The sequence below is a fragment of the Streptomyces sp. MUM 2J genome, from assembly GCF_022414535.1.
In the GTDB taxonomy this organism is placed as follows: Bacteria; Actinomycetota; Actinomycetes; order Streptomycetales; family Streptomycetaceae; genus Streptomyces.
The window spans coordinates 139,315-165,260 of record NZ_JADWYM010000009.1 but is presented as its reverse complement, the minus strand read 5'-3'; the positions used below and the strand labels follow the sequence as shown (position 1 = coordinate 165,260).

Sequence of the window (25,946 nt, the reverse complement as noted above, 5' to 3'; positions counted from 1 at the left end):
GGGTCCCGGCCCGTCCTCCTCGTCCGGACGGGGCGCCGGTGAGGGGCGCAGCACGCGCGTCCCCGTCACCGTCCCCGGCCCGGACGGCCGGACCGGCAGGACGCCCGGCGCAGGCCGGCCGGGGTGCACCGGCGCAGTGCGGCCTCACCGACCGCCTGCGCCGTGAGTGAGAGCAACGTTCCCTTCCGGTCACCCATGGCCACAGCGCCGAAACGCGTTCTCCCTACCGTCGGGACTCAGCCACTCCCTGTTACGCCCGGAGCACCGTGGAGGCCTGAGATGACAGCCCCGAGTACCGCCAGCGCACCCCACAAGGGGTCCCACTGGATCGAGCAGTGGGAGCCCGAGGACGAGACCTTCTGGGAGACCCGGGGGAAGCGGATCGCCCGCCGCAACCTGACGTTCTCGGTGATCTCCGAGCACATCGGGTTCTCCGTGTGGAGCATGTACTCCGTGCTCGCGCTGTTCATGGGGCCCGAGTACGGGATCGACCCCGCCGGGAAGTTCTTCCTCGTCGCCATGGCCTCGCTGGTCGGCGGCGTCATGCGGGTCCCCTACGGCTTCGCCGTCGCCCGCTTCGGCGGCCGGAACTGGACCATCTTCAGCGCGGGGCTGCTGCTCGTGCCGACCGTGGCGCTGCTGTTCGCGATGGAGCCGGGGACGTCGTACTCCACCTTCATGGTGGTCGCGGTCCTCACCGGTGTCGGCGGGGCCAACTTCGCCTCCTCGATGACCAACATCAACAACTTCTACCCGCTGCGCCTGAAGGGCTGGGCCCTCGGCATGAACGCCGGCGGCGGCAACATCGGCGTCGCCGTGGTCCAGCTCGTGGCGCTCCTGGTCATCGGCGTCGCCGGCGCCGGCCACCCGCGCGTGCTGCTCTCCGTCTACGTGCCGCTGATCGTCGTCGCGACCGTGCTCAGCGCCCGCTACATGGACAACCTCGGCCCGGTGCGCAACGACACCGGAGCCGCCAAGGAGGCCGTGCGCGAAGGACACACCTGGATCATGTCCTTCCTCTACATCGGCACCTTCGGCTCGTTCATCGGCTACAGCTTCGCCTTCGGCCTCGTGCTCCAGAACCAGTTCGGGCGCACACCCCTGCAGGCCGCCTCGCTCACCTTCGTGGGCCCGCTGCTCGGCTCGCTGATCCGGCCGCTGGGCGGGCAGCTCGCGGACCGGCTCGGCGGGGCGAAGGTCACCCTGTGGAACTTCGGCCTGATGGCCGTCGCCGCCGCGGCCGTCGTCATGGCGTCGGTCGACAAGTCGCTGCCGTTGTTCATCGGGGCGTTCATCGCGCTGTTCGTCCTCACCGGCATCGGCAACGGCTCCACCTACAAGATGATCCCCGGCATCTTCCGCGCCCAGGCCGGTGCGAAGGGCCTGACCGGCGACGAGGCCGCCGTCTACGCACGCCGGCTGTCCGGGGCGGCCATGTCCCTCATCGGTGCCGTGGGCGCGCTCGGCGGCCTCGGCATCAACCTGGCGCTGCGGCAGTCCTTCCTCACCGTCGGCAGCGGCACCGGGGCCTTCGTCGCCTTCCTCGTCTACTACGCGCTCTGCTTCCTGGTCACCTGGGCCGTATACCTTCGCCGTCCGGCGGCCGGCATCGAGGCCGCTGCCGCCGCCGAGGCGAAGCCGCAGCTCAGCTACGCCGAGGTGTGACGTAACACCGGCGACATGAAGCCGATCCGAGCCTGTCACGCGCCGTTGACAGGCTCGATCGGCATGCAGGGCACACCGTGCCCGGCGAATGCACACGACTCGAGTGCGGGACGAGAGCGATGTACGACGAACCGAAGCGACCGGAACACGGGCCCCTCGCCGGCTTCACCGTGGGCGTGACGGCCGCACGCCGGGCCGACGAGCTGGGAGCACTGCTCCAGCGCCGCGGCGGCGCCGTCCTGCACGCCCCCGCCCTGCGCATCGTGCCGCTCGCGGACGACGGTGAGCTGCTGGCGGCGACCGAGCAGCTGATCGACCGGGCGCCCGACGTGGTGGTGGCCACCACCGCGATCGGTTTCCGCGGATGGATCGAGGCCGCGGAGGGGTGGGGGCTGGGGGAGCCCCTGCTGGCGCGGCTGGGCGATGTCGAACTGCTCGCCCGCGGCCCGAAGGTGAAGGGCGCGATACGGGCCGCGGGGCTCACCGAGGAGTGGTCGCCGTCGAGCGAGTCGATGGCCGAGGTGCTCGACCGGCTGCTGGAGGAGGGCGTCGAGGGCCGCCGCGTCGCCGTCCAGCTGCACGGCGAGCCGCTGCCCGGCTTCGTGGAGGCCCTGCGGGAGGGCGGTGCCCAGGTGGTGGGGGTCCCCGTCTACCGGTGGATGCCGCCGGAGGACCTCTCGCCCGTCGACCGGCTGCTGGACGCCACCGTCTCGCGCGGGCTGGACGCGGTCACCTTCACCAGCGCCCCGGCCGCGGCGTCCCTGCTCAACCGTGCCGAGCAGCGCGGGCTGCTGCCCGAGCTGCTCACCGCGCTCCACCACGACGTGCTGCCCGCCTGCGTCGGCCCGGTCACCGCGCTGCCGCTGCAGGCGCGGGGCGTGGACACCGTGCAGCCCGAGCGGTTCCGGCTCGGGCCGCTCGTGCAGCTGCTCTGCCAGGAACTGCCGGGGCGGGCCCGGGCGCTGCCGATCGCCGGGCACCGGGTGGAGATCCGGGGGCATGCGGTCCTGGTCGACGGCGACCTGAAGCCGGTGCCGCCCGCCGGGATGTCCCTGCTGCGCGCCCTGTCGCGGAGGCCGGGCTGGGTGGTCGCCCGCGCCGAGCTGCTGCGGGCGCTGCCGGGAGCCGGGCGGGACGAGCACGCCGTGGAGACGGCGATGGCGCGGCTGCGTACGGCGCTGGGGGTGCCGAAGCTGATCCAGACGGTGGTGAAGCGGGGATACCGCCTGGCGCTGGACCCGGCGGCGGACGCCAAGTACGCGGACGCGTGAGGACCGTGGCCGTGGTGGGGGAGGGGCCGCCGCCCGTGCAGCTGGTCGTCCGATCGTCCGTCGTCGGTCCGGTCGGCGCGGTCGGGCGCCCTCCTGGGGCACGGTCCGGACGCGCACCCGCGGGCGCGGGCGTCCGGCCGTGAACGGTACGAGGGGTTCCGGGGCCGACGGCGAGGAGGCACTGTAGAGGGACGACCCGAACAGCCCTGGCAACCCTAGGTGGTGACAGGCACATGGCACTGGGCACGGCGACGGCCCCGTACGCGTTCCGGTTCGACGCGGGAAGGATCTGCCTGGATCTCCTCGCGACCACGCATCCCGGGGAACGGCTCGGCTCCGTCGAGGTGCTGCGGGCCTGGATCACCGGCGCCCGGCTCGTGCCGCCCGGCACCTCGCTCGCGCACGCCGACCCCTCCTGGCTGCCGGGCTTCCGCGAACTGCGGGGGGTCGTGGGCCTGTTGGTGCGGGGCCGGCCGGCCCCCGGCGCCGTTCCGTACGACCGCGCCCTCGCCCGCGTCAACGAGATCGCCCGGGCGGCGCCTCCCGCGCCGTGTGCCGTGCCCGGGCAGGACGGTCTGCTGGTAAGGGAGTTGGCCGCACCGCCCGCCTGCGCGGCCCTGCTCGGGGCGATCGCCCGGGACGCCGTGGAACTCCTCACCGACCCCGTCGCACGGGCGGCCCTGCGGCAGTGCGAGGGGGACAACTGCCCCCTTGTGTACCTGGACACGTCCCGGGGGCGCAGGAGGCGCTGGTGCAGCAGTGAGGTGTGCGGGAACCGGGAGCGGGTGGCCCGGCACCGGCGCCGGGCGGCTCTCGCCCGTGCCTGACACGGCACTGGAGGACGTGATGTGCGTTACACCCCCTTTACCCGCGCCCCCGTGAGGACAGGCGGATCGGCTCGTTCCGCAGTGACGGAAATGTAAAGAACGTGCGGTGAAAATGTGGGCTCATATCCCCCTCGTCGCGTCGGGCCGAGGAAAGGCGTCGCCGTGCTTTGAACATCACGCGCCCCACGTCCGTACCTGTGGTCGAGCGACCGACTGGGGGAACCCCCGGACACCGGAGGTGGGCGTGCGCAAGGATTCCGTCGTGGCCAATGAACGTGGAACGAGGGCCCGACATCGCGCTTCCCAGCCCTCGGAACCTGACGAGGAGCTGATGCGTGCCCTGTATCGAGAGCATGCCGGACCCCTGCTTGCTTATGTCCTGCGCCTGGTCGCCGGGGACCGGCAGCGCGCGGAGGACGTCGTGCAGGAGACGCTCATCCGTGCCTGGAAGAACGCCGGTCAGCTCAATCGAGCGACCGGTTCGGTACGCCCCTGGCTGGTGACGGTCGCGCGCCGCATCGTCATCGACGGCCACCGCAGCCGGCAGGCCCGGCCGCAGGAGGTCGATCCGTCGCCGCTGGAGGTCATCCCCGCGGAGGACGAGATCGACAAGGCGCTGTGGCTGATGACGCTGTCGGACGCGCTCGACGACCTGACCCCGGCCCACCGGGAGGTACTCGTCGAGACGTACTTCAAAGGGCGTACCGTCAACGAGGCGGCGCAGACCCTGGGTATACCCAGCGGCACCGTCCGCTCAAGGGTCTTCTACGCCCTGCGGTCGATGAAGCTGGCACTGGAGGAGCGGGGGGTGACGGCGTGATGAGTGGGTACGGGGGAATGCAGGGATACGACGCGGGTGGTCCGGGTATGTCTGGCCCCATGAGCCCCAGGCAGGGATCTTCGGTGCCGAACGAGCACGAGACCGTGGGCGCGTACGCGCTCGGGCTTCTCGACGATGCCGAGGCAACCGCTTTCGAGGCGCACCTCGCGTCCTGCGAGTGGTGCGCCCAGCAGCTCGACGAGCTGGCCGGGATGGAACCGATGCTGGCCGCCCTCGCGGACCTGCCGGGAACCGGTACGCCGGAGATCGGCGAGTCGCTGTCGGCCAGGCCCGGACCGCGGCTGGTGGAGAAGCTCGTCGACGAGGTCGCCGAGCGCCGTGCGCGCAAGCGCCGCCGCGGCTTCTACCTGGTCGCCGCCGCGGCTGCGCTGATCGCCGGAGGCCCGCTGGTCGCCGTGGCGGCCTCCAGCGGGGAGTCCGGCACCAACGTGGCGGCGTCGCCGCCCGGTCCCGCCCAGAGCCTGTTCTCCACGATGTCCGACAAGGTCTCCGGCACCGACCCGGCGACCGCCGTCACCGCGACCGTCGGCATGGCGAAGAAGGACTGGGGCACCCAGGCGGTCCTGGAGCTGAAGAACGTCAAGGGCCCGCTCAAGTGCTCCCTGATCGCCGTGGGCAAGAACGGCGAGCGCGAGACGCTCTCCTCGTGGTCCGTCCCGAACTGGGGCTACGGCATCCCGAACGCGAAGTCCGAGCAGGCGAAGAACCCGCTCTACATCGGCGGCGGAGCGGCCTTCCAGCCGAACGAGATCGACCACTTCGAGGTCATGACCTTCGACGGCAAGAAGCTGGTGGAGGTCGACTCCTAGGAGCGGCTCGGGCGCTGCGCCCGTCGGGGAGCGGCGCCCGGCGCGCGTTCCTCCCGGCGGGCCGTCCGGACGTTCCCCCGCGGGGCGCACCCGGCCGGTGCGCCCCGCGCGGCGCCCCCCGCCGGCACGCCCCTCGCCTCCGGCGGCACCCTTCGCGTACGGTTGACGGCTGCCCAGCACGTCAGAAGGGGGCCCGGTGGCCGCTCAGGCTCACACATCCGCGGTCGACTCCGTTCACGACTCGGTTCGGGACCGGGAGATCGACGTCGAACAGGAACACCTCGACCGGGTGTACCGGCGTCTCGAGGAGAAGATCCACGAGGCCGAGTTCCTGATGAACGACGCGGCCCAGCGCGGCCAGGTCGGCACGCCCGGCGCCCTCGCCGAGCGGGACGCGCAGGTCTTCCGGGCCGGCATCCACCTCAGCCGGCTCAACAACGAGTTCGAGGACTTCCTGTTCGGGCGGATCGACCTCCTTCCGGGCAAGGACGGCAAGAAGGGCCCCGACGGCGCGTACACCGCCGTCGAACCGGCCGAAGGGGCCGTCCGCCCCGACAACACCGCCGACATCGCCGAGACCCTGCACATCGGCCGCATAGGAGTCCTCGACCAGGACTACGCCCCGCTCGTCATCGACTGGCGGGCCCCCGCCGCCGCGCCCTTCTACCGCTCCACCCCGGTCGATCCCGGCCGCGTCGTGCGCCGCCGGGTCATCCGCTCCAAGGGGCGCCGCGTGCTCGGCGTCGAGGACGACCTGATGCGCCCCGAGCTGACGGCGTCCCTGGACGGCCGTGAGCTGCCGGTCATCGGCGACGGCGCCCTGATGGCAGCCCTGGGCCGGGCCCGCAGCCACACCATGCAGGACATCGTCGCCTCCATCCAGGCCGAGCAGGACCTGGTGATCCGCGCCCCCGCCGCCTCCGTGACGTACGTCGAGGGCGGGCCCGGCACCGGTAAGACGGCCGTCGCGCTGCACCGCGCGGCCTACCTGCTCTACCAGGACCGGCGCCGCTACGCGGGCGGCATCCTGATCGTCTCCCCGACCCCGCTCCTCGTGGCGTACACCGAGGGTGTGCTGCCCTCCCTCGGTGAGGAGGGGCAGGTCGCCATCCGCGCCATCGGCTCCCTCGTCGACGGCGCCGAGGCCGCCCTGTACGACTCCCCGGCCACCGCCCGCGCCAAGGGTTCCTCCCGCATGCTCAAGGTGCTGCGGAAGGCGGCCCGGGGCGCCCTGGAGCAGGACGGGGCGCCGACCCGGCTGCGGGTGGTCGCCTTCGGCCGCCGCCTGGAACTGGAGGGTGAGGAACTGGACCGCGTCCGCCGCACCGCCCTCGGCGGAACGGCCCCGGTGAACCTGCTGCGCCCGCGCGCCCGCCGGCTGCTGCTGGACGCCCTGTGGGAGCAGTCCGGCGGCGCCGTCCGGCACACCGATCCCGAACTCGCCGCCGAACTGCGCTCCTCCTTCGACGAGGACGTGACCGGCGAGGACGCCTTCACGCGGTTCCTGGACGCCTGGTGGCCGGAGCTGACCCCGCAGACCGTGCTCGCCGCGATGGCCGACGAGCGGCGCCTGGGGCGCTGGGCCCGCCGGATCCTCGGCCCCGGCGACGTCCGCCGGATCGCCCGCTCGCTGCGCCGCGACGGCCACTCGGTGCACGACATCGCCCTGCTCGACGAGCTCCAGGCCGTCCTCGGCGTCCCGGCCCGCCCGCGCCGCAAGCGGGAGTTCGACCCGCTGGACCAGCTCACCGGCCTGGAGGAGCTGATGCCGGTGCGCGAGGAGTCGCAGCGTGAGCGGGCCGAGCGGCTGGCGGCCGAGCGCGTCGAGTACGCGCACGTCATCGTCGACGAGGCCCAGGACCTCACTCCGATGCAGTGGCGCATGGTCGGCCGCCGCGGCCGGCACGCCACCTGGACGGTCGTCGGCGACCCGGCCCAGTCCTCCTGGTCCGACCCCGACGAGGCGGCCGGGGCCCGTGACGAGGCCCTCGGCAGCCGTCCGCGCCGCCGCTTCGAGCTCACGGTGAACTACCGCAACCCGGCGGAGATCGCCGAGCTGGCCGCGAAGGTGCTCGCCCTGGCCATGCCCGGCTCCCGGGCACCGTCGGCGGTGCGCTCCACCGGTGTGCAGCCGCGTTTCGTGAGCGCGGACGGACAGCGCGGGGCGGCCGGGAAGAGCTCCCCGGAGAAGACCGTGCGGGCGGAGGCCGAGCGGCTGCTGCACCTCGTCGACGGCACCGTCGGCGTCGTCGTCGCCATGCACCGCCGGGAGGAGGCCCGGCGCTGGCTGGCCGGTCTCGGCGACCGTGTGGTGGCGCTCGGCAGCCTGGAGGCCAAGGGCCTGGAGTACGACGCGACCGTGGTCGTCTCCCCGGCCGAGATCGCCGACGAGTCCCCGGCCGGCCTGCGGGTGCTCTATGTGGCCCTGACCCGGGCCACCCAGCAGCTGACGGTGGTGTCGGGGGAGCGGGACGAGCCGGACGCCGACGGGGTGCCGGACCTGCTGCGGGACTGACCCGGTGTCCGGCAGGGCCCGCCGTGCCCGGGCCGGGACGGGACGCTCCGGGACCTGCCGGACGCAGTCGCCCCGTGCCCGGTCGGCGGCCCTTCGCCCGGGCACGGCCGGGAGGCGTCCGGGGCCGGGGCCCGGCCGGCCGGAACCGGCACGGGGTCCGGTGGGAACGGGCCCGGACCGGTTGCCCGGACCGGTGCAGGGACGAACTTCCGCCACGGGAACGGCCCCGTGCGATCCGTTTGTTAGCCTGAGGGTGGCACCGGCTCGATCCAAGCCCCCGGGCCCAACCTTCGTCGCTACGAGCGACCACTTGCCGCGAGGCGAGCATGGCGGGTCGGTGCCATTGAGCGTGTGAGAGGCCCACGTCCGTGTGACGTGGGCCTCTTTCGTTGCCCGGGCGCCTTTCGCCACCCGATCAGCTCTCGTATGGTGGAAGTGGTTTTCCGAAACGAATCCGATCCACTGCGTACCCAGACCGGCGCCCGTGGACTGAACGTCCGCAACCCAGGGCGGCTACCACGTACCCGGCGGTAGGTGCGACGATCGGACGGCACAACACGCGACACGGTGAAAGCAGAGGAAGTCGGCCATGGCAACGGCGCCCAGCGTCTCCTACTCGATGACGATCCGGCTGGAGGTGCCCGCGAGCGGAACCGCCGTCTCGCAGCTCACCAACGCCGTGGAGTCCTCCGGAGGCTCGGTGACCGGCCTCGACGTCACCGCGTCCGGCCACGAGAAGCTCCGGATCGACGTCACCATCGCGGCCACCTCCACCGCGCACGCCGACGAGATCGTCGAGAAGCTCGGCGGCATCGAGGGCGTGACCCTCGGCAAGGTCTCCGACCGCACCTTCCTCATGCACCTCGGCGGCAAGATCGAGATGCAGTCCAAGCACCCCATCCGCAACCGTGACGACCTCTCCATGGTCTACACGCCGGGCGTCGCCCGCGTCTGCATGGCCATCGCCGAGAACCCCGAGGACGCCCGCCGCCTCACCATCAAGCGCAACTCCGTTGCGGTCGTGACGGACGGCTCCGCCGTGCTGGGCCTCGGCAACATCGGCCCCAAGGCCGCCCTGCCGGTCATGGAGGGCAAGGCGGCCCTGTTCAAGCGCTTCGCCGGCATCGACGCCTGGCCGATCTGCCTCGACACCCAGGACGCCGACGCCATCGTCGAGATCGTCAAGGCCATCGCCCCCGGGTTCGCCGGCATCAACCTGGAGGACATCTCCGCGCCCCGCTGCTTCGAGATCGAGGCACGGCTGCGCGAGGCCCTGGACATCCCCGTCTTCCACGACGACCAGCACGGCACCGCCATCGTGGTGCTGGCCGCCCTGACGAACGCGCTCCGCGTGGTCGGCAAGGGGATCGGCGACGTGCGGGTCGTGATGTCGGGCGCGGGCGCGGCCGGTACCGCCATCCTCAAGCTGCTCATCGCCGCAGGCGTGAAGAACGCCGTCGTCGCCGACATCCACGGCGTCGTGCACGCCGGCCGAGAGGATCTGGTGGACGCCCCCGCCGGGTCGGCGCTGCGCTGGATCGCCGACAACACCAACCCCGAGAACCTCACGGGCACGTTGAAGGAGGCCGTGCGCGGAGCCGACGTCTTCATCGGTGTCTCGGCGCCCAACGTCCTCGACGGCTCCGACGTGGCCGCGATGGCCGACGGCGCGATCGTGTTCGCGCTCGCGAACCCGGACCCCGAGGTCGACCCGGCAATCGCCCGCCAGACGGCGGCAGTTGTGGCAACCGGCCGTTCCGACTTCCCCAATCAGATCAACAACGTCCTGGTCTTCCCGGGTGTGTTCCGCGGCCTGCTGGACGCCCAGTCCCGCACGGTCAACACGGACATGATGCTGGCCGCCGCCAAGGCCCTGGCGGACGTGGTGACCGAGGACGAGCTCAACCCGAACTACATCGTTCCGAGCGTCTTCAACGACAAGGTCGCGGGCGCCGTCGCCGGTGCGGTCCGGGACGCCGCGAAGGCCGCGGGCGCGACCGCATAGCGGGGTTCGCCCGCCGCGCAGGGGCTGTGAGGATCGCCACGGCGGCCCCTGCCCCGGCGCGTCGTGGAACCACCTGCCTCCGACAGCCCTCTAGGGTGGCGGCCGGGCGACGGCGCTTTTCGTGTGACTCCCTAGGGTGTTCTTCGTGACTCCCACGGGTGCCGGATTGGCGTTCCCGCCGCAGGTAGGGGCAGGATGCGTCCCTGGGCACGAGCGCATGTCGATGTGTCGACTGTGCAGCGCCCCACATGCGGCTCCGCCGCGTGGCACGCCTCAACGGCAAGAAGAACACGGGAGTAAGAACATGAACCGCAGTGAGCTGGTGGCCGCGCTGGCCGACCGCGCCGAGGTGACCCGCAAGGACGCCGACGCCGTGCTGGCCGCGTTCGCCGACGTCGTCGGCGACATCGTCTCCAAGGGGGACGAGAAGGTCACCATCCCCGGCTTCCTCACCTTCGAGCGCACCCACCGTGCCGCTCGCACCGCGCGCAACCCGCAGACCGGCGAGCCGATCCAGATCCCGGCCGGCTTCAGCGTGAAGGTCTCCGCGGGCTCCAAGCTGAAGGAAGCCGCGAAGGGCAAGTAGACCTGCCGGTGCGTCCCCCGTCGGCGCACGGCTCGAAACGCCAATGGGGCGGCCACCCTCACCGGGTGCCGCCCCATCGCCGTTGCCCGCGGGTGCCGCGGCCTAGTGCCGCAACACTAGCCGAGCGCCTTGCCCGGCAGTTCCACCTTGGCACCCAACTCCACCAGCTTCTCCATGAAGTTCTCGTAGCCGCGGTTGATCAGCTCGATGCCGTGGACGCGGGAGGTGCCCTGGGCCGCCAGCGCGGCGATGAGATACGAGAAACCGCCGCGCAGGTCCGGGATGACCAGGTCCGCGCCGATCAGCTTGGTCGGGCCCGACACCACGGCGGAGTGCAGGAAGTTGCGCTGCCCGAACCGGCAGTCGGAGCCGCCCAGGCACTCGCGGTAGAGCTGTATGTGGGCGCCCATCTGGTTCAGCGCGGAGGTGAAGCCGAGCCGGGACTCGTACACCGTCTCGTGGATGATGGACAGGCCGGTGGCCTGCGTCAGCGCCACCACCAGCGGCTGCTGCCAGTCGGTCTGGAAACCGGGGTGCACGTCCGTCTCCAGCGCGATGGACTTCAACTGGCCGCCCGGGTGCCAGAAACGGATGCCCTCGTCGTCTATCTCGAAGGCACCGCCCACCTTGCGGTAGGTGTTCAGGAACGTCATCATCGACCGCTGCTGCGCGCCGCGGACGTAGATGTCGCCCTCGGTGGCCAGCGCGGCGGACGCCCAGGAGGCCGCCTCCAGCCGGTCCGGGAGGGCGCGGTGGGTGTAGCCGCCCAGCTTCTCCACGCCCGTGACGCGGATGGTCCGGTCGGTGTCCATCGCGATGATGGCGCCCATCTTCTGCAGGACGCAGATGAGGTCCTCGATCTCCGGCTCCACGGCCGCGTTGGACAGCTCCGTCACGCCCTCGGCGAGCACCGCCGCCAGCAGCACCTGCTCGGTCGCGCCCACGGACGGGTACGGCAGCCGGATCTTCGTGCCGCGCAGGCCCTTGGGCGCCTCCAGGTACTGGCCGTCGGCGCGCTTCTCGATCACCGCGCCGAACTGCCGCAGCACGTCGAAGTGGAAGTCGATGGGCCGCCCGCCGATGTCGCAGCCGCCCAGGCCCGGGATGAACGCGTGACCGAGGCGGTGCAGCAGCGGACCGCAGAACAGGATCGGGATGCGGCTGGAGCCCGCATGGGCGTCGATGTCAGCCACGTTGGCGCCCTCGACGTGCGTCGGGTCGAGCACCAGCTCGCCCGGCTCCTCACCCGGACGGACCGTCACCCCGTGCAACTGGAGCAGACCGCGTACGACTCGCACGTCGCGGATGTCCGGAACATTGCGCAGTCGACTCGGCTCACTGCCCAGCAGGGCGGCCACCATGGCCTTCGGCACGAGGTTCTTCGCGCCGCGGACACGGATCTCGCCCTCCAGCGGGGTTCCGCCGTGGACAAGCAGGACATCGTCGTTGACGGTCATGTATCTCGCGTTCCGATGAGTCGGGCAGGGGAGAACAGACAGAGTAATCGCCGCCGACCCCCCTCCCGTAAGCCCGCGGACGGGCTCAGGACGTCATAGCTGTGTCACAACACGAACGGTTCCCCGGTGGGCACGGGCGGTCACCGGCGCGGACGTGCGCACACCCCGCATCCGTGCGCCCTGAGCTGCCTTCGCTCCCCTTGCCCGATAGCCTCCCCACTCCCGGGCAAGATGCGGGATCATGTCTGGCATGACCGAGGTGTCCTCGCTCACAGGGCGGCTGCTCGTGGCCACGCCCGCCCTGGCGGACCCGAACTTCGAGCGTGCGGTGGTGCTGCTCCTCGACCACGACGAGGAGGGGTCCCTCGGCGTCGTCCTCAACCGCCCGACGCCGGTGGACGTGGGCGACATCCTGGAGGGCTGGGCGGAACTCACCGGGGAACCCGGCGTCGTCTTCCAGGGCGGCCCGGTCTCGCTCGACTCGGCGCTCGGGGTGGCGGTCGTCCCCGGCGACCCCGCCTCGGACGGCGCGCCGCTGGGCTGGCGGCGGGTGCACGGCGCGATCGGCCTGGTCGACCTGGAGGCCCCGCCCGAACTGCTCGCCTCCGCCCTCGGGTCGCTGCGGATCTTCGCCGGATACGCCGGCTGGGGCCCCGGCCAGCTGGAGGACGAGCTGGTGGAGGGCGCCTGGTACGTCGTGGAGTCCGAACCCGGGGACGTCTCCTCGCCGGCGCCCGAGCAGCTCTGGCGCGCGGTGCTGCGCCGCCAGCGCAGCGAGCTGGCGATGGTGGCGACCTATCCGGACGACGCCTCCCTCAACTGACGGCGGTTCCCGGCACGCCGCGAGCCGGAGCGGACCGGGGTGCGCGGCGGGCAGCCGTGCCCGGGCGCGGCGGTTGCGGTCCGCGCGGCGGACGGCCCGTCCGGCCGATGCCGGGCGCGAAGGACCCGTCACGGCCGGTGATGCCGTTGTGCGGCCGGGGGCCCGCGGTTCCCGGCGGTTGATTACCCTGGCTGTTATGAGCACTCTCGAGCCCGAGCGCGGGACTGGTACGGGGACCCTCGTAGAGCCGACGCCGCAGGTCTCCCACGGTGACGGTGACCACGAGCGCTTCGCCCACTACGTCCAGAAGGACAAGATCATGGCGAGCGCCCTCGACGGCACCCCCGTCGTGGCGCTGTGCGGCAAGGTGTGGGTGCCGGGCCGCGACCCGAAGAAGTACCCCGTGTGCCCCATGTGCAAGGAGATCTACGAATCCATGAGCGGCGGTGGCGACGACAAGGGCAAGGACAAGTAGCCCGCCCGGCCGTCCCCTGAGCCCGATTCCGCAAGGCCCCCGGGCCGCGCCGAGGCGCGACCGCGGGGCTTTCGCGTGCCCTGTGCCGTCGACGGAGCCCCCCGGAGCGACATGGTGGATGTGATTCCCAAGCCCGGCCGTGTGACGGAGCACGCGGACTCGCTCCTGGAACTGGGGCCGCGGACGGCACTGGCCGCGGAGGCCGGCACGGAGCGGACGGAGCGCTGGCTGCGCGCCACCCTGACGCCGGCCACCGGCCTGCCCCTCGCGCCGGGAGCGGCGGACGGGGACGACGTCATCCGGCTGTCGCTCCCCGCGGCCGCCGCCCGCGACCTCGGCGCGGAGGGCTACCGGCTGTCCGTGACCCCGCGGGGCGTGGACCTGGCCGGCGGCGGCCCGGCCGGGCTGTTCTGGGGCGCCCAGACCCTGCGGCAGCTCCTCGGCCCCGACGCCCACCGGCGCGCCCCGCTGCCCGGCCGGCGGTGGCGGCTGCCCATGGTCCATGTCGAGGACGCGCCCCGATTCCGCTGGCGAGGTCTCCTCCTCGACGTCGCCCGGCACTTCATCCCCAAGGACGGCGTCCTGCGCCACCTGGATCTGATGGCGGCGCACAAACTGAACGTGCTGCATCTGCACCTGACGGACGATCAGGGCTGGCGCATCGGGATCGAGCGGTACCCGGACCTCACCGGGACCGGTTCCTGGCGGGCGCGCTCCAAGGTGGGCCACCGCGCCTCGCCGCTGTGGGACGAGCGCCCGCACGGCGGCCACTACACCCCGGACGACATCCGCGAGATCGTCGCCCATGCCGCTGAGCGGCACATCAGTGTCGTCCCGGAGATCGACGTACCGGGCCATTCGCAGGCCGCCATCGCCGCCTACCCCGAACTCGGCAACACCGACGTCGTCGACACCGCCGCCCTCACCGTCTGGGACACGTGGGGGATCAGCCCGAACGTCCTCGCCCCCACCGACGCCACCCTGCGCTTCTACGAGGGGGTGTTCGAGGAGGTGCTGGACCTGTTCCCCGCGCAGGCCGCCGAGTTCTCCGCGTTCGTGCACGTCGGCGGCGACGAGTGCCCCAAGGACCAGTGGCGGCGCTCGCCCGCCGCGCAGGCCCGCATCGCGGAACTCGGACTGGCGGACGAGGACGCGCTCCAGGCCTGGTTCGTCGGGCACTTCGACCGGTGGCTCGCCGCACGCGGACGCAGGCTCATCGGCTGGGACGAGATCCTGGAGGGCGGCCTGGCACCGGGCGCGGCCGTGTCCTCCTGGCGCGGGTACGCGGGCGGGATCGCCGCCGCACGCGCCGGCCACGACGTCGTGATGTGCCCGGAGCAGCAGGTCTACCTGGACCACCGGCAGGCGGCCGGCGCGGACGAGCCCGTGCCGATCGGGTACGTGCGCACCCTGGAGGACGTCTACCGCTTCGAGCCCGTGCCGCCGGAGCTGACCGATCACGAGGCCCGGCACGTCCTGGGCACCCAGGCCAACGTCTGGACCGAGGCGCTGGAGGACCAGGCGCGCGTCGACTACCAGACCTACCCCCGGCTCGCAGCCTTCGCCGAGGTCGCCTGGAGCACGCTGCCCCCGCCCGGGCAGCGGGACTACGCGGACTTCGAACGCCGGATGGCCGGGCACTACCCGCGCCTAGACGCCCTCGGGGTCGCCTACCGGCCGCCCAGCGGCCCCCGGCCCTGGCAGCGGCGCCCGGGCGTCCTCGGCCGCCCGCTCGACGGGCCGCCCCCGAACAGGTAGGGGAAAACCCCGGCAGGTTCACCGAAGAGAGGCAATTCGCCCGCTTCGGCGACGCCGTGCGAAACCGGACCGTCTGCCGGGTGAAGTGCGCCAACGTCTTCCGGCGCACCCCCGTCCTCGGCTCTTGCAAAGATGTGCCAGAGTTGCCACGTCCGCCCTGTCAGCACGTACCGTACGGCGCAACAGGCGGGACCAGGTGGGGCAGCGGGAAGGGGCAGCCGGTTTTGACCACGCACGCACCGCAGGCGGCGCAGGCCGTGACGCTGCCCACGACGCTGGACGAAGCGGTGGCAGCGCTCACCGCCATGCCCACGGCCGTCCCCGTGGCGGGCGGCACCGACCTCATGGCCGCCGTCAACTCCGGACAGCTCCGGCCCGCCGCGCTGGTGGGCCTGAACCGCATCAGCGAGATCCGCGGCTGGCAGTACCAGGACGGCCACGCCCTGCTCGGCGCGGGCCTCACCCACGCGCGCATGGGCCGCCCCGACTTCGCCGCCCTGATCCCGGCGCTCGCCGCCGCCGCCCGTGCCGCCGGTCCACCGCACATCCGCAACGCGGCCACCCTCGGCGGCAACATCGCCTCCGCCGCCCCCACGGGCGACGCGCTGCCCGTGCTGGCCGCCCTCGAAGCGACCCTGATCGTCGCGGGCCCCGGTGGAGCCCGTCGCGAGGTCCCCGTGTCGCACATGCTGGCCGGCGTGGAGATGCTGCGCGGCGGAGAACTCATCGGGTACGTGCGCGTGCCGCTGCTGCACGCCCCGCAGGTCTTCCTGAAGGCGACCGGCCGCACCGGCCCGGGGCGCGCCCTCGCCTCCGTCGCGCTCGTCCTGGACCCCGCCCGCCGCGGGGTCCGCTGCGCCGTGGGCGCCATCGCGCCGATGCCGCTCAGGCCCCTGGAGGCCGAGCAGTGGGTCGCCCGGCTCATCGACTGGGACAACAACCGGGCGGTCGTCCCCGAGGCCCTGCACGCCTTCGGCGAGTACGTCTCCGCGGCCTGCATCCCCGACCCGGAGCCGACCGGGGACGGCACCGTGGCCGGGCTTCCGCCCGCCGTACTGCACCTGCGGCGCACGGTCGCCGCGCTGGCCCGACGAGCACTGGGGAGGGCGCTGTCGTGACCGACGACCAGCAGGGACGACAGGCACACCACGCACCGCACAGCGGCGGACGCTGGGACCCGCTGCCCCAGGGCGACTACGACGACGGCGCCACCGCCTTCCTCGAACTCCCCGAGGGCGGCATCGACGCCCTGCTGGCCGGTGACAGCCCGCTCGCCGCGCCCGGCCACGGCTACGTGCCGCCGCAGATAACGGTCGCCCCGGACACGGCGGCCGGCACCGACCCGGCGGCCACCGGCACCTGGGCCGCGCCCGGCATGCCCGCCGACGGGACCGGGTGGGACGCGCCGCGTCCGGACGCCGGACGGCCCGGCTCCGGCGACGGCTTCGCCCACGACCCCGGCGCGACCGGCCAGTGGACGTTCGACGAGGCCGCCCCGGCGCCCGAGCGGGCGCCGGCACCCGGCCACGACGTGACCGGCCAGTGGTCGATCCCCGTCGCGGACGGCGACCTGCCGGATGAGTCGGGCGAGTACACCACGTCGTCCCTGGTCCAGGAGTGGGGCGCCACCGCGCCCGCCACCCTGCCCGGCGGCGCCCCTGCCCCCTGGGCGGACGAGGGGGTCGACGGGCCGTGGGCACAGCAGGACCCCGCCGACGGCGCCGGACCGGGCGGAGCGCCCGCAGAGGAGCCCGCACCGGCCCCCGGTACGCCGGACCCGGCGCACCCCGCCGACGGCGCGCACTCCGCGAGGCCGGCGGAGCACGAGCAGCACGCCGCTCCCCAGGGCCCCACGGACGCCCCCGAGGAGCCCGCCGGGCGGGCCGCCCCCGAGAGCACCGCGCCCGGCCCCGGCCCGGAGGGCACCGCGGGGCCGCCGGACACGTCCGGGGCCGCGGACCCCGAAGCGTCCGCCCCCGGGGAGGCACTCCCCGAACCCGCCGGCCCCGACACCGGCGCAGGCGAACCCGAGGTGCCCGGCGCCTCCGCGCCCGGCCGAACGGACCCGCAGGAGGCGCCCGCGCCCCAGGCCGACGCGGTCCGCGCCGAGGTGCCGGCGGCCCTGCACGAGGAGCACCCCCTCGTCTCCTACGTCCTGCGCGTCAACGGCGCCGACCGCCCCGTCCCCGACGCGTGGATCGGCGAGTCGCTGCTGTACGTGCTGCGCGAGCGGCTCGGGCTCGCCGGCGCCAAGGACGGCTGCTCGCAGGGCGAGTGCGGCGCGTGCAACGTCCAGGTCGACGGCCGGCTCGTCGCCTCCTGCCTGGTGCCCGCCGTGACCGCCGCGGGCAGCGAGGTCCGCACCGTCGAGGGCCTGGCAGCCGACGGACGGCCCTCGGACGTGCAGCGGGCGCTCGCCCGGTGCGGTGCGGTCCAGTGCGGGTTCTGCGTGCCCGGCATCGCGATGACCGTGCACGACCTGCTGGAGGGCAACCCGGCGCCGACCGAGCTGGAGACGCGCCTGGCGCTCTGCGGCAACCTGTGCCGCTGCTCCGGCTACCGGGGCGTCGTGGAGGCGGTCCAGGAGGTCGTCGCCGAACGCGAGGCACTCGCCGCGGCCGGCACCGGTCCGGACACCGCGGAGGGGCACATCCCGCGCCAGGCGGGCCCGGGTGCCGGCGGCGCCCGGACCACGGCGTACGACGCGGCAGCCGACGAGGGGGCGCCGCACGGCCACGCGGCGTACGGACACGACGGCCGGGCCCACGGAAGCGGCCTTGACCGGGAACAGGACGGAGGCCAGGGGTGAGCAACGAAGCCGTCACCGCGACGACCGCCGGCGAGGCCGCACCCGCCGCCGCCGAGTCCCTCCCGCACGGCCTCGGCTCCGCCCTGCAGCCCGCCGACGCCCACGCCAAGACCGAGGGCACCTTCCCCTACGCGGCCGACCTGTGGGCCGAGGGACTGCTGTGGGCGGCCGTGCTGCGCTCACCGCACCCGCACGCGCGCATCAGGTCCATCGACACCACGCACGCACGCGAGATGCCCGGCGTGCGGGCCGTCATCACCCACGAGGACGTGCCCGGCCACCCGACGTACGGCCGCGACAGGGCCGACCGGCCGGTCTTCGCCTCCGACGTCGTGCGCCACCACGGCGAGCCCATCGCGGCCGTCGCCGCCGACCACCCCGACACCGCGCGGATGGCCGCCGCCGCCGTCATCGTCGAGTACGACGTGCTCGACCCGGTCCTCGACCCCGAGCAGGCCTTCGAGGCCGAGCCGCTGCACCCCGACGGCAACCTGATCCGGCACATCCCGCTGCGGCACGGCGACCCGGACGCGGTCGGCGAGGTCGTCGTCGAAGGCCTGTACCGCATCGGCCGCCAGGACCCGGCGCCGATCGGCGCCGAGGCGGGCCTGGCCGTGCCGCGTCCGGACGGCGGCGTGGAGCTCTACACCGCCTCCACCGACCCGCACGCGGACCGGGACACGCTCGCCGCCTGCTACGGCCTCGAACCCGAGCGGGTGAAGGTCGTGGTCACCGGCGTGCCCGGGGCGACCGCCGACCGCGAGGACCCGGGCTTCCAGTTGCCGCTCGGTCTGCTGGCCCTGCGGACCGGCTGCCCGGTGAAGCTGACCGCCACCCGCGAGGAGTCCTTCCTCGGCCACGCCCACCGGCACCCCACCCTGCTGCGCTACCGCCACCACGCGGACGCCGAGGGCAGGCTGGTGAAGGTGGAGGCGCAGATCCTGCTGGACGCGGGACCGTACGCCGACACGTCCTCGGGCGCCCTCGCCGCCGCCGTCGCCTTCGCCTGCGGCCCCTACGTCGTCCCGAACGCCTTCATCGAGGGCTGGGCCGTCCGCACCAACAACCCGCCCTCCGGTCATGTGCGCGGCGAGGGCGCGATGCAGGTGTGCGCCGCCCACGAGGCCCAGATGGACAAGCTCGCCAAGAAGCTCGGCATGGACCCGGCGGAGCTGCGGCTGCGCAACGTGATGGCCACGGGTGACGTCCTGCCCACCGGCCAGACGGTCACCTGCCCGGCCCCCGTGGCCGAACTCCTCCAGGCGGTCCGGGACTTCCCCCTCCCGCCGCTGCCCAAGGACTCCCCGGAGGAGGACTGGCTGCTGCCCGGCGGCCCCGAGGGCGCGGGCGAGCCGGGCGCCGTGCGCCGGGGCGTCGGCTACGGCCTCGGGATGGTCCACATGCTCGGCGCGGAGGGCACCGACGAGGTCTCCACGGCCACCGTGAGGGTCCAGGACGGTGTGGCGACCGTCCTGTGCGCCGCGGTGGAGACCGGCCAGGGCTTCACGACGCTGGCCCGCCAGATCGTCCAGGACACGCTGGGCATCGACGAGGTGCGCGTCGCGCCCGTGGACACCGACCAGCCCCCGGCCGGCGCGGGCTGCCGGGGCCGCCACACCTGGGTCTCCGGCGGTGCGGTGGAACGGGCTGCGAAGATGGTCCGCACCCAGCTCCTGCAACCCCTGGCCCACAAGTTCGGCATGTCCACCGAGCTGCTGCAGATCACCGACGGCAAGATCACCTCGTACGACGGCGTGCTGTCGACCACCGTGACCGAGGCGATGGACGGCAAGGAGCTGTGGGCCACCGCCCAGTGCCGCCCGCACCCCACGGAGCCCCTGGACGGGTCCGGCCAGGGCGACGCCTTCGTGGGCATGTCCTTCTGCGCGATCCGTGCCGTGGTGGACGTCGACATCGAGATCGGCTCGGTCCGGGTGGTGGAACTGGCGGTCGCCCAGGACGTCGGCAGGGTGCTCAACCCCCCTCAGCTGGCGGCCCGCATCGAGGCGGGCGTGACGCAGGGGGTGGGCATCGCCCTGACGGAGAACCTGCGCACCCCGCGCGGTCTGATCCGGCACCCGGATCTCACCGGCTACGCGCTGCCCACGGCCCTGGACGTCCCCGACGTCCGGATCGTGAAGCTCGTCGAGGAGCGGGACGTCGTCGCGCCGTTCGGCGCCAAGTCGGTCAGCGCGGTGCCGGTGGTGACGTCCCCGGCGGCGATCGCCTCCGCGGTACGCGCCGCCACGGGCCGCCCGGTCAACCGCCTCCCCGTCCGGCCGCAGGCGGCGGTGGTCACCGCCCGGTGAGCCGGTGCGCCGGTGGGGCCCTTGAGCGGCTGCGCCGGTGGGCCGGGGTGGCGGTGAGCCCCTGTGGCAGTGGTCCGGTGCGGCGGCCGGCCGCGCGCAACGGGTGAACCGGGCCGCACGTCGGGTCCGCCGCGAGTTCCGGCCGACGGGACCGGCAGGGAACGCCGGGACCCGGTTCGAGCGTCCTGCCGGGCGGAGCGTTGTCAGTGGCGGGTCCTAGTGTGGAAGCAGTGGGACGGCCGCCGCGCACGGCGACGGCGCGGCCGACACGTCACGCACGGGGGAAGCATGAGCACCAGCACGATGACTGCGAACGAAACGGAGCTGCACGGCCCCACGACCGCGGCGCGGGGCCCGTGGACAGCGGCACCGGCCACCCGCTCCGGCCTGAGCCTGGACCTGCCGCCGCGTCTGCTGGACGACGCCTTCGGCCGCGGCCGGATCGTCCGCTTCGAGGACCTCGACTTCCCGCCCGCCCTCACGCACGAGCCGACCCGCCGCTTCCTGCGTGACGTCGGTCTGCCGGAGCACGCTCCCGGCTTCGAGCTCGACCTGGACGCGCCGCTGCGCCCGCTCACGGAGTACGCCGCCGACGAGTTCCCCGGGCACGGCGGCCCACGGCTGCCGGCGGGCGCCGGCAGCCGGCTCCGCCTGGGCACCCTCGCCGCCGCGACCCACGCCGTCCTCGACGGCCCCACGGGGGCGGTCCTGGCCTGGACCGGGTCCGGCTGCGCTCCGCAACCGCTGGAGACGGACGTGGCCGCGTTCGCGTTCACCCTGTGGCGGTCCACGGGGACCGCCGCGCGGGCCGTGGCGGGAATCGACCCGATGCCGTCGCCCACGGGCGACGGCCCGCAGGCGGACGTGGCACCCCGGAGACGCCCGCGCCCCGGACGGCGGGGCACCCGGTGCGCCGCGCCGGGTGGCCGCCGCAGGCAGCCCGACAGCCGGCCCCAGGCACCTGGGCGGACCTAGTGCCGCAACAGGCGACGTCCGCCCCCTCGCGGCGCCCGGCACGCGCTCCCGCCGCACCGGCCGAAAGCCCGAGTACGCCCAGTACGGGGGCTTCCGGCCGGCACGCCGGGAGCACGCACCGGACGCCGCTCCCTGACGGGTGAACGCCGCCCGCCGCGGCACGGGGAGGTTCTGGGAGTACACAGGGGGATCTAGGACCAAGGTCGCTGCTGGTGAGGGACCTGCGACAGGGGTCACACGCGGTCGTGGACCTTACGCTGTCGGGATGACCGCCCTCGAACCCAGCGACGTGATCGATCCGGACGACGAGGAGCGCGACGCCACCGCGTCCGCTCCCGTGCCGGAGTCCCCGGCGGTGCCCCGGCCCGCGACCGCACCCGGGGAGACCGTGCTCGGCCGCGCCCACCGGTCGCTGAGCATCGGCATGGTGTCGGTCGTGCTGCTGATCGCCTTCGAGGCGACGGCCGTCGGGACGGCGATGCCGGTGGCGGCGCGGGAACTGCACGGGGTGTCGCTGTACGCGTTCGCCTTCTCCGGATACTTCACGACCAGCCTGCTCGGAATGGTGCTCGCCGGGCAGTGGTCGGACCGGCGGGGTCCGCTGGGCGCGCTGACGGCGGGGATCGCGGCCTTCGGAGCCGGCCTGCTGCTGGCCGGGACGGCGGGCGCGATGTGGCCGTTCATCCTGGGCCGGGCGGTGCAGGGCCTCGGCGGCGGCCTGGTGATCGTCGCGCTGTACGTGGTCGTCGGCCGGGCCTACCCCGAGCGACTGCGTCCGGCGATCATGGCGGCGTTCGCGGCGAGCTGGGTCGTGCCGTCGATCGTCGGCCCGCTGGCCGCCGGCGCGGTCACCGAGCGCCTCGGCTGGCGGTGGGTGTTCATCGGGATCCCGGTGCTCGTGGTCTTCCCGCTGGCCCTCGCGCTGCCGCAGATACGGCGGCGGGCCTCCGGCCCGGTTCGGGCCGCCGCGGAGGACGGGGAGCCGGCCGGCTTCGACCACCGCCGCATCCGGCTGGCGTTCGTGGTCTGCCTCGGCGCCGGGCTGCTTCAGTACGCCGCCCAGGACCCGCGCTGGATCTCGCTCCTGCCGGGTGCCGCGGGCGCCGTCCTGCTCGTGCCGGCCGTACAGGGGCTGCTGCCCCGCGGCACCTGGCGGGCGGCCCGGGGGCTGCCCTCGGTGGTGCTGCTGCGCGGCGTCGCGGCCGGCGCGTTCATCGCCGCCGAGTCCTTCGTGCCGCTGATGCTGGTGACCGAACGCGGGCTGACCCCCACACTCGCGGGCTTCTCGCTGGCCGCGGGCGGTGGGACGTGGGCGCTGGGTTCGTGGGTGCAGTCCCGGCCGTGGGCCGAGCCGCACCGGGAGCGGCTGATGACGGGCGGCATGGTGCTGGTGGCGGCGGCGATCGCGGCCGCGCCCAGTGTCCTGATCCACTCCGTGCCGGTGTGGACGGTGGCCGCGGCGTGGGCGTTCGGCTGCTTCGGCATGGGTCTGGTGATCTCCTCCACCGGCGTGCTGCTGCTGAAGCTCTCCGCCCCCGAGGAGGCCGGCGCCAACTCCGCCGCGCTGCAGATCTCCGACGGCCTGTCCAACATCCTGCTCCTCGCGGCGGGCGGCGCGGCCTTCGCGGCCCTCGGCGGCGGCACGGTCGCCCACACGGCGACGGCCACCGCGACCGGCGCCTCCCACCCGGCCGCCTTCGCCGCGGTGTTCCTGCCGATGGCGGCGGTGGCGCTGGTGGGGGCGTGGGTGACGACCCGGCTACGGGGCACGGAGAACTGAGCGGTGCCAATGTGACCGACCTGGACGCCGGAGTCCGGACGAGGCGAAGGCGGTCTCCGAGGCGCTGCGGGAACCTGGCGAGCGACTGATGTGACGTCAGTCCCACCCGGGGCCGACCCGGCACGGTTCGCGCGTGGGCACCGCCGGGCCGCCGGTAGGGTGGCCCGGTCGTCATGCCCAGCCGAGAGCCGAGCCGCCAGACCCCCGTACGGAGACCGTGACTACCACCGCCGCCAGCTCCAGTTCGTCCCACTCGCACCACCTGTCGCCGGCCTTTCCCGGCCGAGCCCCCTGGGGCACCGCCAGCAAGCTGCGTGCCTGGCAGCAGGGGGCGATGGAGAAGTACCTCCAGGAGCAACCGCGCGACTTCCTCGCCGTCGCCACGCCCGGCGCCGGCAAGACCACCTTCGCGCTGACCCTTGCGTCCTGGCTGCTGCACCACCACGTCGTGCAGCAGGTGACCGTGGTCGCGCCGACCGAGCACCTGAAGAAGCAGTGGGCGGAGGCGGCGGCACGGATAGGGATCAGGCTCGATCCCGAGTACAGCGCGGGCCCGCTCGGCCGCGAGTACCACGGCGTCGCCGTGACCTACGCGGGTGTCGGCGTGCGGCCGATGCTGCACCGCAACCGGGTGGAGCAGCGCAAGACCCTCGTCATCCTCGACGAGATCCACCACGCCGGTGACTCCAAGTCGTGGGGCGAGGCCTGTCTGGAGGCCTTCGAGCCGGCGACGCGGCGGCTGGCGCTGACCGGTACGCCGTTCCGCTCCGACACCAACCCGATCCCCTTCGTCGCCTACGAGGAGGGCACCGACGGGATCCGGCGGTCCGCCGCCGACTACACCTACGGCTACGGATCGGCCCTCGCCGACCACGTCGTCCGCCCGGTCATCTTCCTCTCCTACAGCGGCAACATGCGCTGGCGGACCAAGGCCGGTGACGAGGTCGCGGCCCGGCTCGGCGAACCGATGACCAAGGACGCGATCAGTCAGGCCTGGCGCACCGCGCTGGATCCGCGCGGGGACTGGATGCCGTCCGTGCTGCGCGCCGCCGACCAGCGACTCACCGAGGTGCGCAGGGCCGTCCCCGACGCCGGCGCCCTCGTCATCGCCTCCGACCAGGACTCCGCGCGCGCCTACGCCAAGCTGATCCGCGACATCACCGGCCACCGGGCGACCCTCGTGCTGTCCGACGACTCCGGGGCCTCCGAGCGCATCGACGAGTTCAGCGGCAACGACGACCGGTGGATGGTCGCGGTCCGCATGGTGTCCGAGGGCGTCGACGTGCCCCGGCTGGCGGTCGGCGTGTATGCCACCACCATCTCCACCCCGCTCTTCTTCGCCCAGGCCGTCGGCCGTTTCGTGCGGTCCCGGCGCCGCGGCGAGACCGCCAGCGTCTTCCTGCCCACCGTTCCCGACCTGCTCTCCTTCGCGGGCGAGATGGAGCGCGAGCGCGACCACGTCCTCGACCGGCCCAAGAAGGACGGCGAGGAGGACCCGTACGCGGAGGAGGACAAGCTCCTCCAGGAGGCCGAGCGGCAGCAGGACGAGGACACCGGCGAACAGGACATGCTGCCCTTCGAGGCGCTGGAGTCCGACGCCGTCTTCGACCGGGTGACGTACAACGGCGACGAGTTCGGCATGCAGGCCCACCCGGGCAGCGAGGAGGAGCAGGACTACCTGGGCATCCCGGGCCTGCTGGAACCCGAGCAGGTGCAGCTGCTGCTGCAGAAGCGGCAGGCCCGGCAGATCGCGCACAGCCGCAGGAAGCCCGACAGCGAGGCGGACCTGCTCGAAGTGCCCGCCGAGCGCCGTCCCGTCGTCACGCACAAGGAGCTGATGGAGCTGCGCCGGCAGCTCAACACCATGGTCGGCGCCTACGTCCACCAGAGCGGCAAGCCGCACGGGGCCATCCACACCGAACTGCGGCGCGTGTGCGGCGGTCCGCCCAGCGCGGAGGCCACGGCCGGGCAGCTGCGCCAGCGCATCGCCAAGGTCCAGGAGTGGGCGACGCGGATGGGTTGACCCCGCCTGCGGCCGGGGCCGGGGCCGGGGCCGGGGCCGGGGTGCGGGGCGTGGGCGTGCGCCGTACGTATCGGTACAAAGGCAGGTACTCCATACCGGCCACTGACCGGATTCTGGACGGAGCCTTCCGCTCAGCGAACCTGCTTCGCTACTGTCCCGCTACGCACACGCCCCGTGGCAGCGCCGCCGCGGAGCGCAGCCGAGAAGCGACTGGGTCCGGGACACCCCGGACCGTCACCGATCGGCGGCCTCTGAAGCGCGTCGCCGACGGGACTCGGTGACCCCAACCGCCGCGGAAGGCCGCCTCCCTCACCACCTGGAGGAGTGGGCGTCGTGACCGCGGAGACCTCTCAGACGCTCGACCGGGGACTGCGTGTCCTCAAACTGCTGGCCGACACGGACCACGGGCTCACCGTCACCGAGCTGTCCACCAAACTGGGTGTGAACCGGACGGTGGTGTACCGGCTGCTCGCCACCTTGGAGCAGCACGCCCTGGTGCGGCGTGATCTGGGCGGGCGTGCCAGGGTGGGGCTCGGCGTGCTGCGGCTCGGCCGCCAGGTGCATCCGCTGGTGCGGGAGGCCGCACTGCCGGCGCTGCGGGCGCTGGCCGAGGACATCGGCGCGACCGCGCACCTGACCCTGGTGGACGGGACCGAGGCGCTGGCCGTGGCGGTCGTGGAGCCGACGTGGACGGACTACCACGTGGCGTACCGGGCCGGCTTCCGTCATCCGCTGGACCGCGGGGCCGCCGGTCGGGCGATCCTCGCGGCGCGCGCCCAGCCGATGGGCGACCCCGGGTACACCCTGACGCACGGCGAGCTGGAGGCCGGGGCCAGCGGGGCCGCGGCACCGCTGCTGGGGGTCACCGGGGTCGAGGGCAGCGTGGGCGTGGTGATGCTGGCGGACGCGGTGCCGGAGCGGGTGGGACCGCGGGTCATGGACGCGGCACGGGAGGTCGCGGAGGCCCTGCGCTGACCCCGGCCCGCCCGTCCCGGGGCAGGCGCCCCCCGCCGCCCGG

The 25,946-nt window shown here is 73.7% G+C and carries 19 protein-coding genes; 18 read left to right on the top strand and 1 reads right to left on the bottom strand.

Annotated elements, in window-relative coordinates; genetic code table 11:
• Positions 1-279 precede the first annotated feature (279 nt).
• The 8 genes from I3F54_RS11620 (at position 280) to I3F54_RS11585 (ending at position 10,519) form a co-directional block, all read left to right on the top strand.
• Positions 280-1,665 carry a nitrate/nitrite transporter gene (locus I3F54_RS11620; RefSeq protein WP_240118609.1) on the top strand — a complete coding sequence of 462 codons (1,386 nt, stop codon included), beginning with the start codon at positions 280-282 and terminating at the stop codon, positions 1,663-1,665.
• A 119-nt stretch (positions 1,666-1,784) separates the two neighbouring features.
• Positions 1,785-2,936: a uroporphyrinogen-III synthase gene (locus I3F54_RS11615; RefSeq protein WP_240118608.1), complete on the top strand. Its 1,152-nt coding sequence runs from the start codon at positions 1,785-1,787 to the stop codon at positions 2,934-2,936.
• A gap of 233 nt (positions 2,937-3,169) precedes the next feature.
• Positions 3,170-3,763, top strand: a complete 594-nt coding sequence (locus tag I3F54_RS11610; RefSeq protein WP_240118607.1) for an ABATE domain-containing protein — start codon at positions 3,170-3,172, stop codon at positions 3,761-3,763.
• A gap of 238 nt (positions 3,764-4,001) precedes the next feature.
• The gene (locus I3F54_RS11605; RefSeq protein ID WP_240118606.1) at positions 4,002-4,583 is read left to right on the top strand and encodes a sigma-70 family RNA polymerase sigma factor; all 582 of its coding nucleotides are present in this window, start codon (positions 4,002-4,004) and stop codon (positions 4,581-4,583) included.
• Complete coding sequence (locus tag I3F54_RS11600) at positions 4,583-5,413, top strand: anti-sigma factor (RefSeq protein WP_374205902.1); 831 nt, start codon at positions 4,583-4,585, stop codon at positions 5,411-5,413. The genes I3F54_RS11605 and I3F54_RS11600 overlap by 1 nt, the downstream gene beginning before the upstream one ends.
• 196 nt (positions 5,414-5,609) lie before the next feature.
• Positions 5,610-7,928 carry a UvrD-helicase domain-containing protein gene (locus tag I3F54_RS11595; protein ID WP_240118604.1) on the top strand — a complete coding sequence of 773 codons (2,319 nt, stop codon included), beginning with the start codon at positions 5,610-5,612 and terminating at the stop codon, positions 7,926-7,928.
• Between the two features lie 589 nt (positions 7,929-8,517).
• A complete protein-coding gene (locus tag I3F54_RS11590; protein WP_240118603.1) occupies positions 8,518-9,933 on the top strand; it encodes an NAD-dependent malic enzyme in 1,416 nt (471 codons plus the stop codon).
• A gap of 304 nt (positions 9,934-10,237) precedes the next feature.
• Complete coding sequence (locus tag I3F54_RS11585; protein WP_205384037.1) at positions 10,238-10,519, top strand: HU family DNA-binding protein; 282 nt, start codon at positions 10,238-10,240, stop codon at positions 10,517-10,519.
• Positions 10,520-10,635: 116 nt separating this feature from the next.
• On the opposite strand, the gene murA is transcribed toward I3F54_RS11585, so the two are convergent.
• Positions 10,636-11,976, bottom strand: coding sequence for a UDP-N-acetylglucosamine 1-carboxyvinyltransferase (gene murA, locus I3F54_RS11580; protein ID WP_240118602.1), 1,341 nt, complete (start codon positions 11,974-11,976; stop codon positions 10,636-10,638).
• 250 nt (positions 11,977-12,226) lie between these two features.
• Here murA and I3F54_RS11575 point away from each other — a divergent pair, with 250 nt between their 5' ends.
• The 10 genes from I3F54_RS11575 (at position 12,227) to I3F54_RS11530 (ending at position 25,903) form a co-directional block, all read left to right on the top strand.
• Positions 12,227-12,799, top strand: a complete 573-nt coding sequence (locus I3F54_RS11575; protein WP_240118601.1) for a YqgE/AlgH family protein — start codon at positions 12,227-12,229, stop codon at positions 12,797-12,799.
• Between the two features lie 196 nt (positions 12,800-12,995).
• Positions 12,996-13,274 (top strand): DUF3039 domain-containing protein, encoded by a 279-nt coding sequence (locus tag I3F54_RS11570; RefSeq protein ID WP_240118600.1) that lies wholly within the window; start codon positions 12,996-12,998, stop codon positions 13,272-13,274.
• 111 nt (positions 13,275-13,385) lie between these two features.
• Positions 13,386-15,032, top strand: coding sequence for a beta-N-acetylhexosaminidase (locus I3F54_RS11565; protein ID WP_240118599.1), 1,647 nt, complete (start codon positions 13,386-13,388; stop codon positions 15,030-15,032).
• Positions 15,033-15,256: 224 nt separating this feature from the next.
• Positions 15,257-16,150 carry a xanthine dehydrogenase family protein subunit M gene (locus I3F54_RS11560; RefSeq protein ID WP_240118598.1) on the top strand — a complete coding sequence of 298 codons (894 nt, stop codon included), beginning with the start codon at positions 15,257-15,259 and terminating at the stop codon, positions 16,148-16,150.
• On the top strand, positions 16,147-17,841 hold the full coding sequence (locus tag I3F54_RS11555; RefSeq protein WP_240118597.1) for a 2Fe-2S iron-sulfur cluster-binding protein: 1,695 nt from the start codon (positions 16,147-16,149) through the stop codon (positions 17,839-17,841). The genes I3F54_RS11560 and I3F54_RS11555 overlap by 4 nt, the downstream gene beginning before the upstream one ends.
• Positions 17,838-20,150, top strand: a complete 2,313-nt coding sequence (locus tag I3F54_RS11550) for a molybdopterin cofactor-binding domain-containing protein (RefSeq protein WP_240118596.1) — start codon at positions 17,838-17,840, stop codon at positions 20,148-20,150. The genes I3F54_RS11555 and I3F54_RS11550 overlap by 4 nt, the downstream gene beginning before the upstream one ends.
• A 303-nt stretch (positions 20,151-20,453) precedes the next feature.
• Entirely contained in the window at positions 20,454-21,125 is a 672-nt protein-coding gene (locus I3F54_RS11545; protein ID WP_240118595.1) for an SUKH-4 family immunity protein, read from the top strand.
• 265 nt (positions 21,126-21,390) lie between these two features.
• Entirely contained in the window at positions 21,391-22,905 is a 1,515-nt protein-coding gene (locus I3F54_RS11540) for an MFS transporter (protein ID WP_240118594.1), read from the top strand.
• Positions 22,906-23,122: 217 nt separating this feature from the next.
• Positions 23,123-24,928 carry a DEAD/DEAH box helicase gene (locus I3F54_RS11535; protein ID WP_240118593.1) on the top strand — a complete coding sequence of 602 codons (1,806 nt, stop codon included), beginning with the start codon at positions 23,123-23,125 and terminating at the stop codon, positions 24,926-24,928.
• A 333-nt stretch (positions 24,929-25,261) separates the two neighbouring features.
• On the top strand, positions 25,262-25,903 hold the full coding sequence (locus I3F54_RS11530) for an IclR family transcriptional regulator (protein WP_205384024.1): 642 nt from the start codon (positions 25,262-25,264) through the stop codon (positions 25,901-25,903).
• Positions 25,904-25,946: the final 43 nt, after the last annotated feature.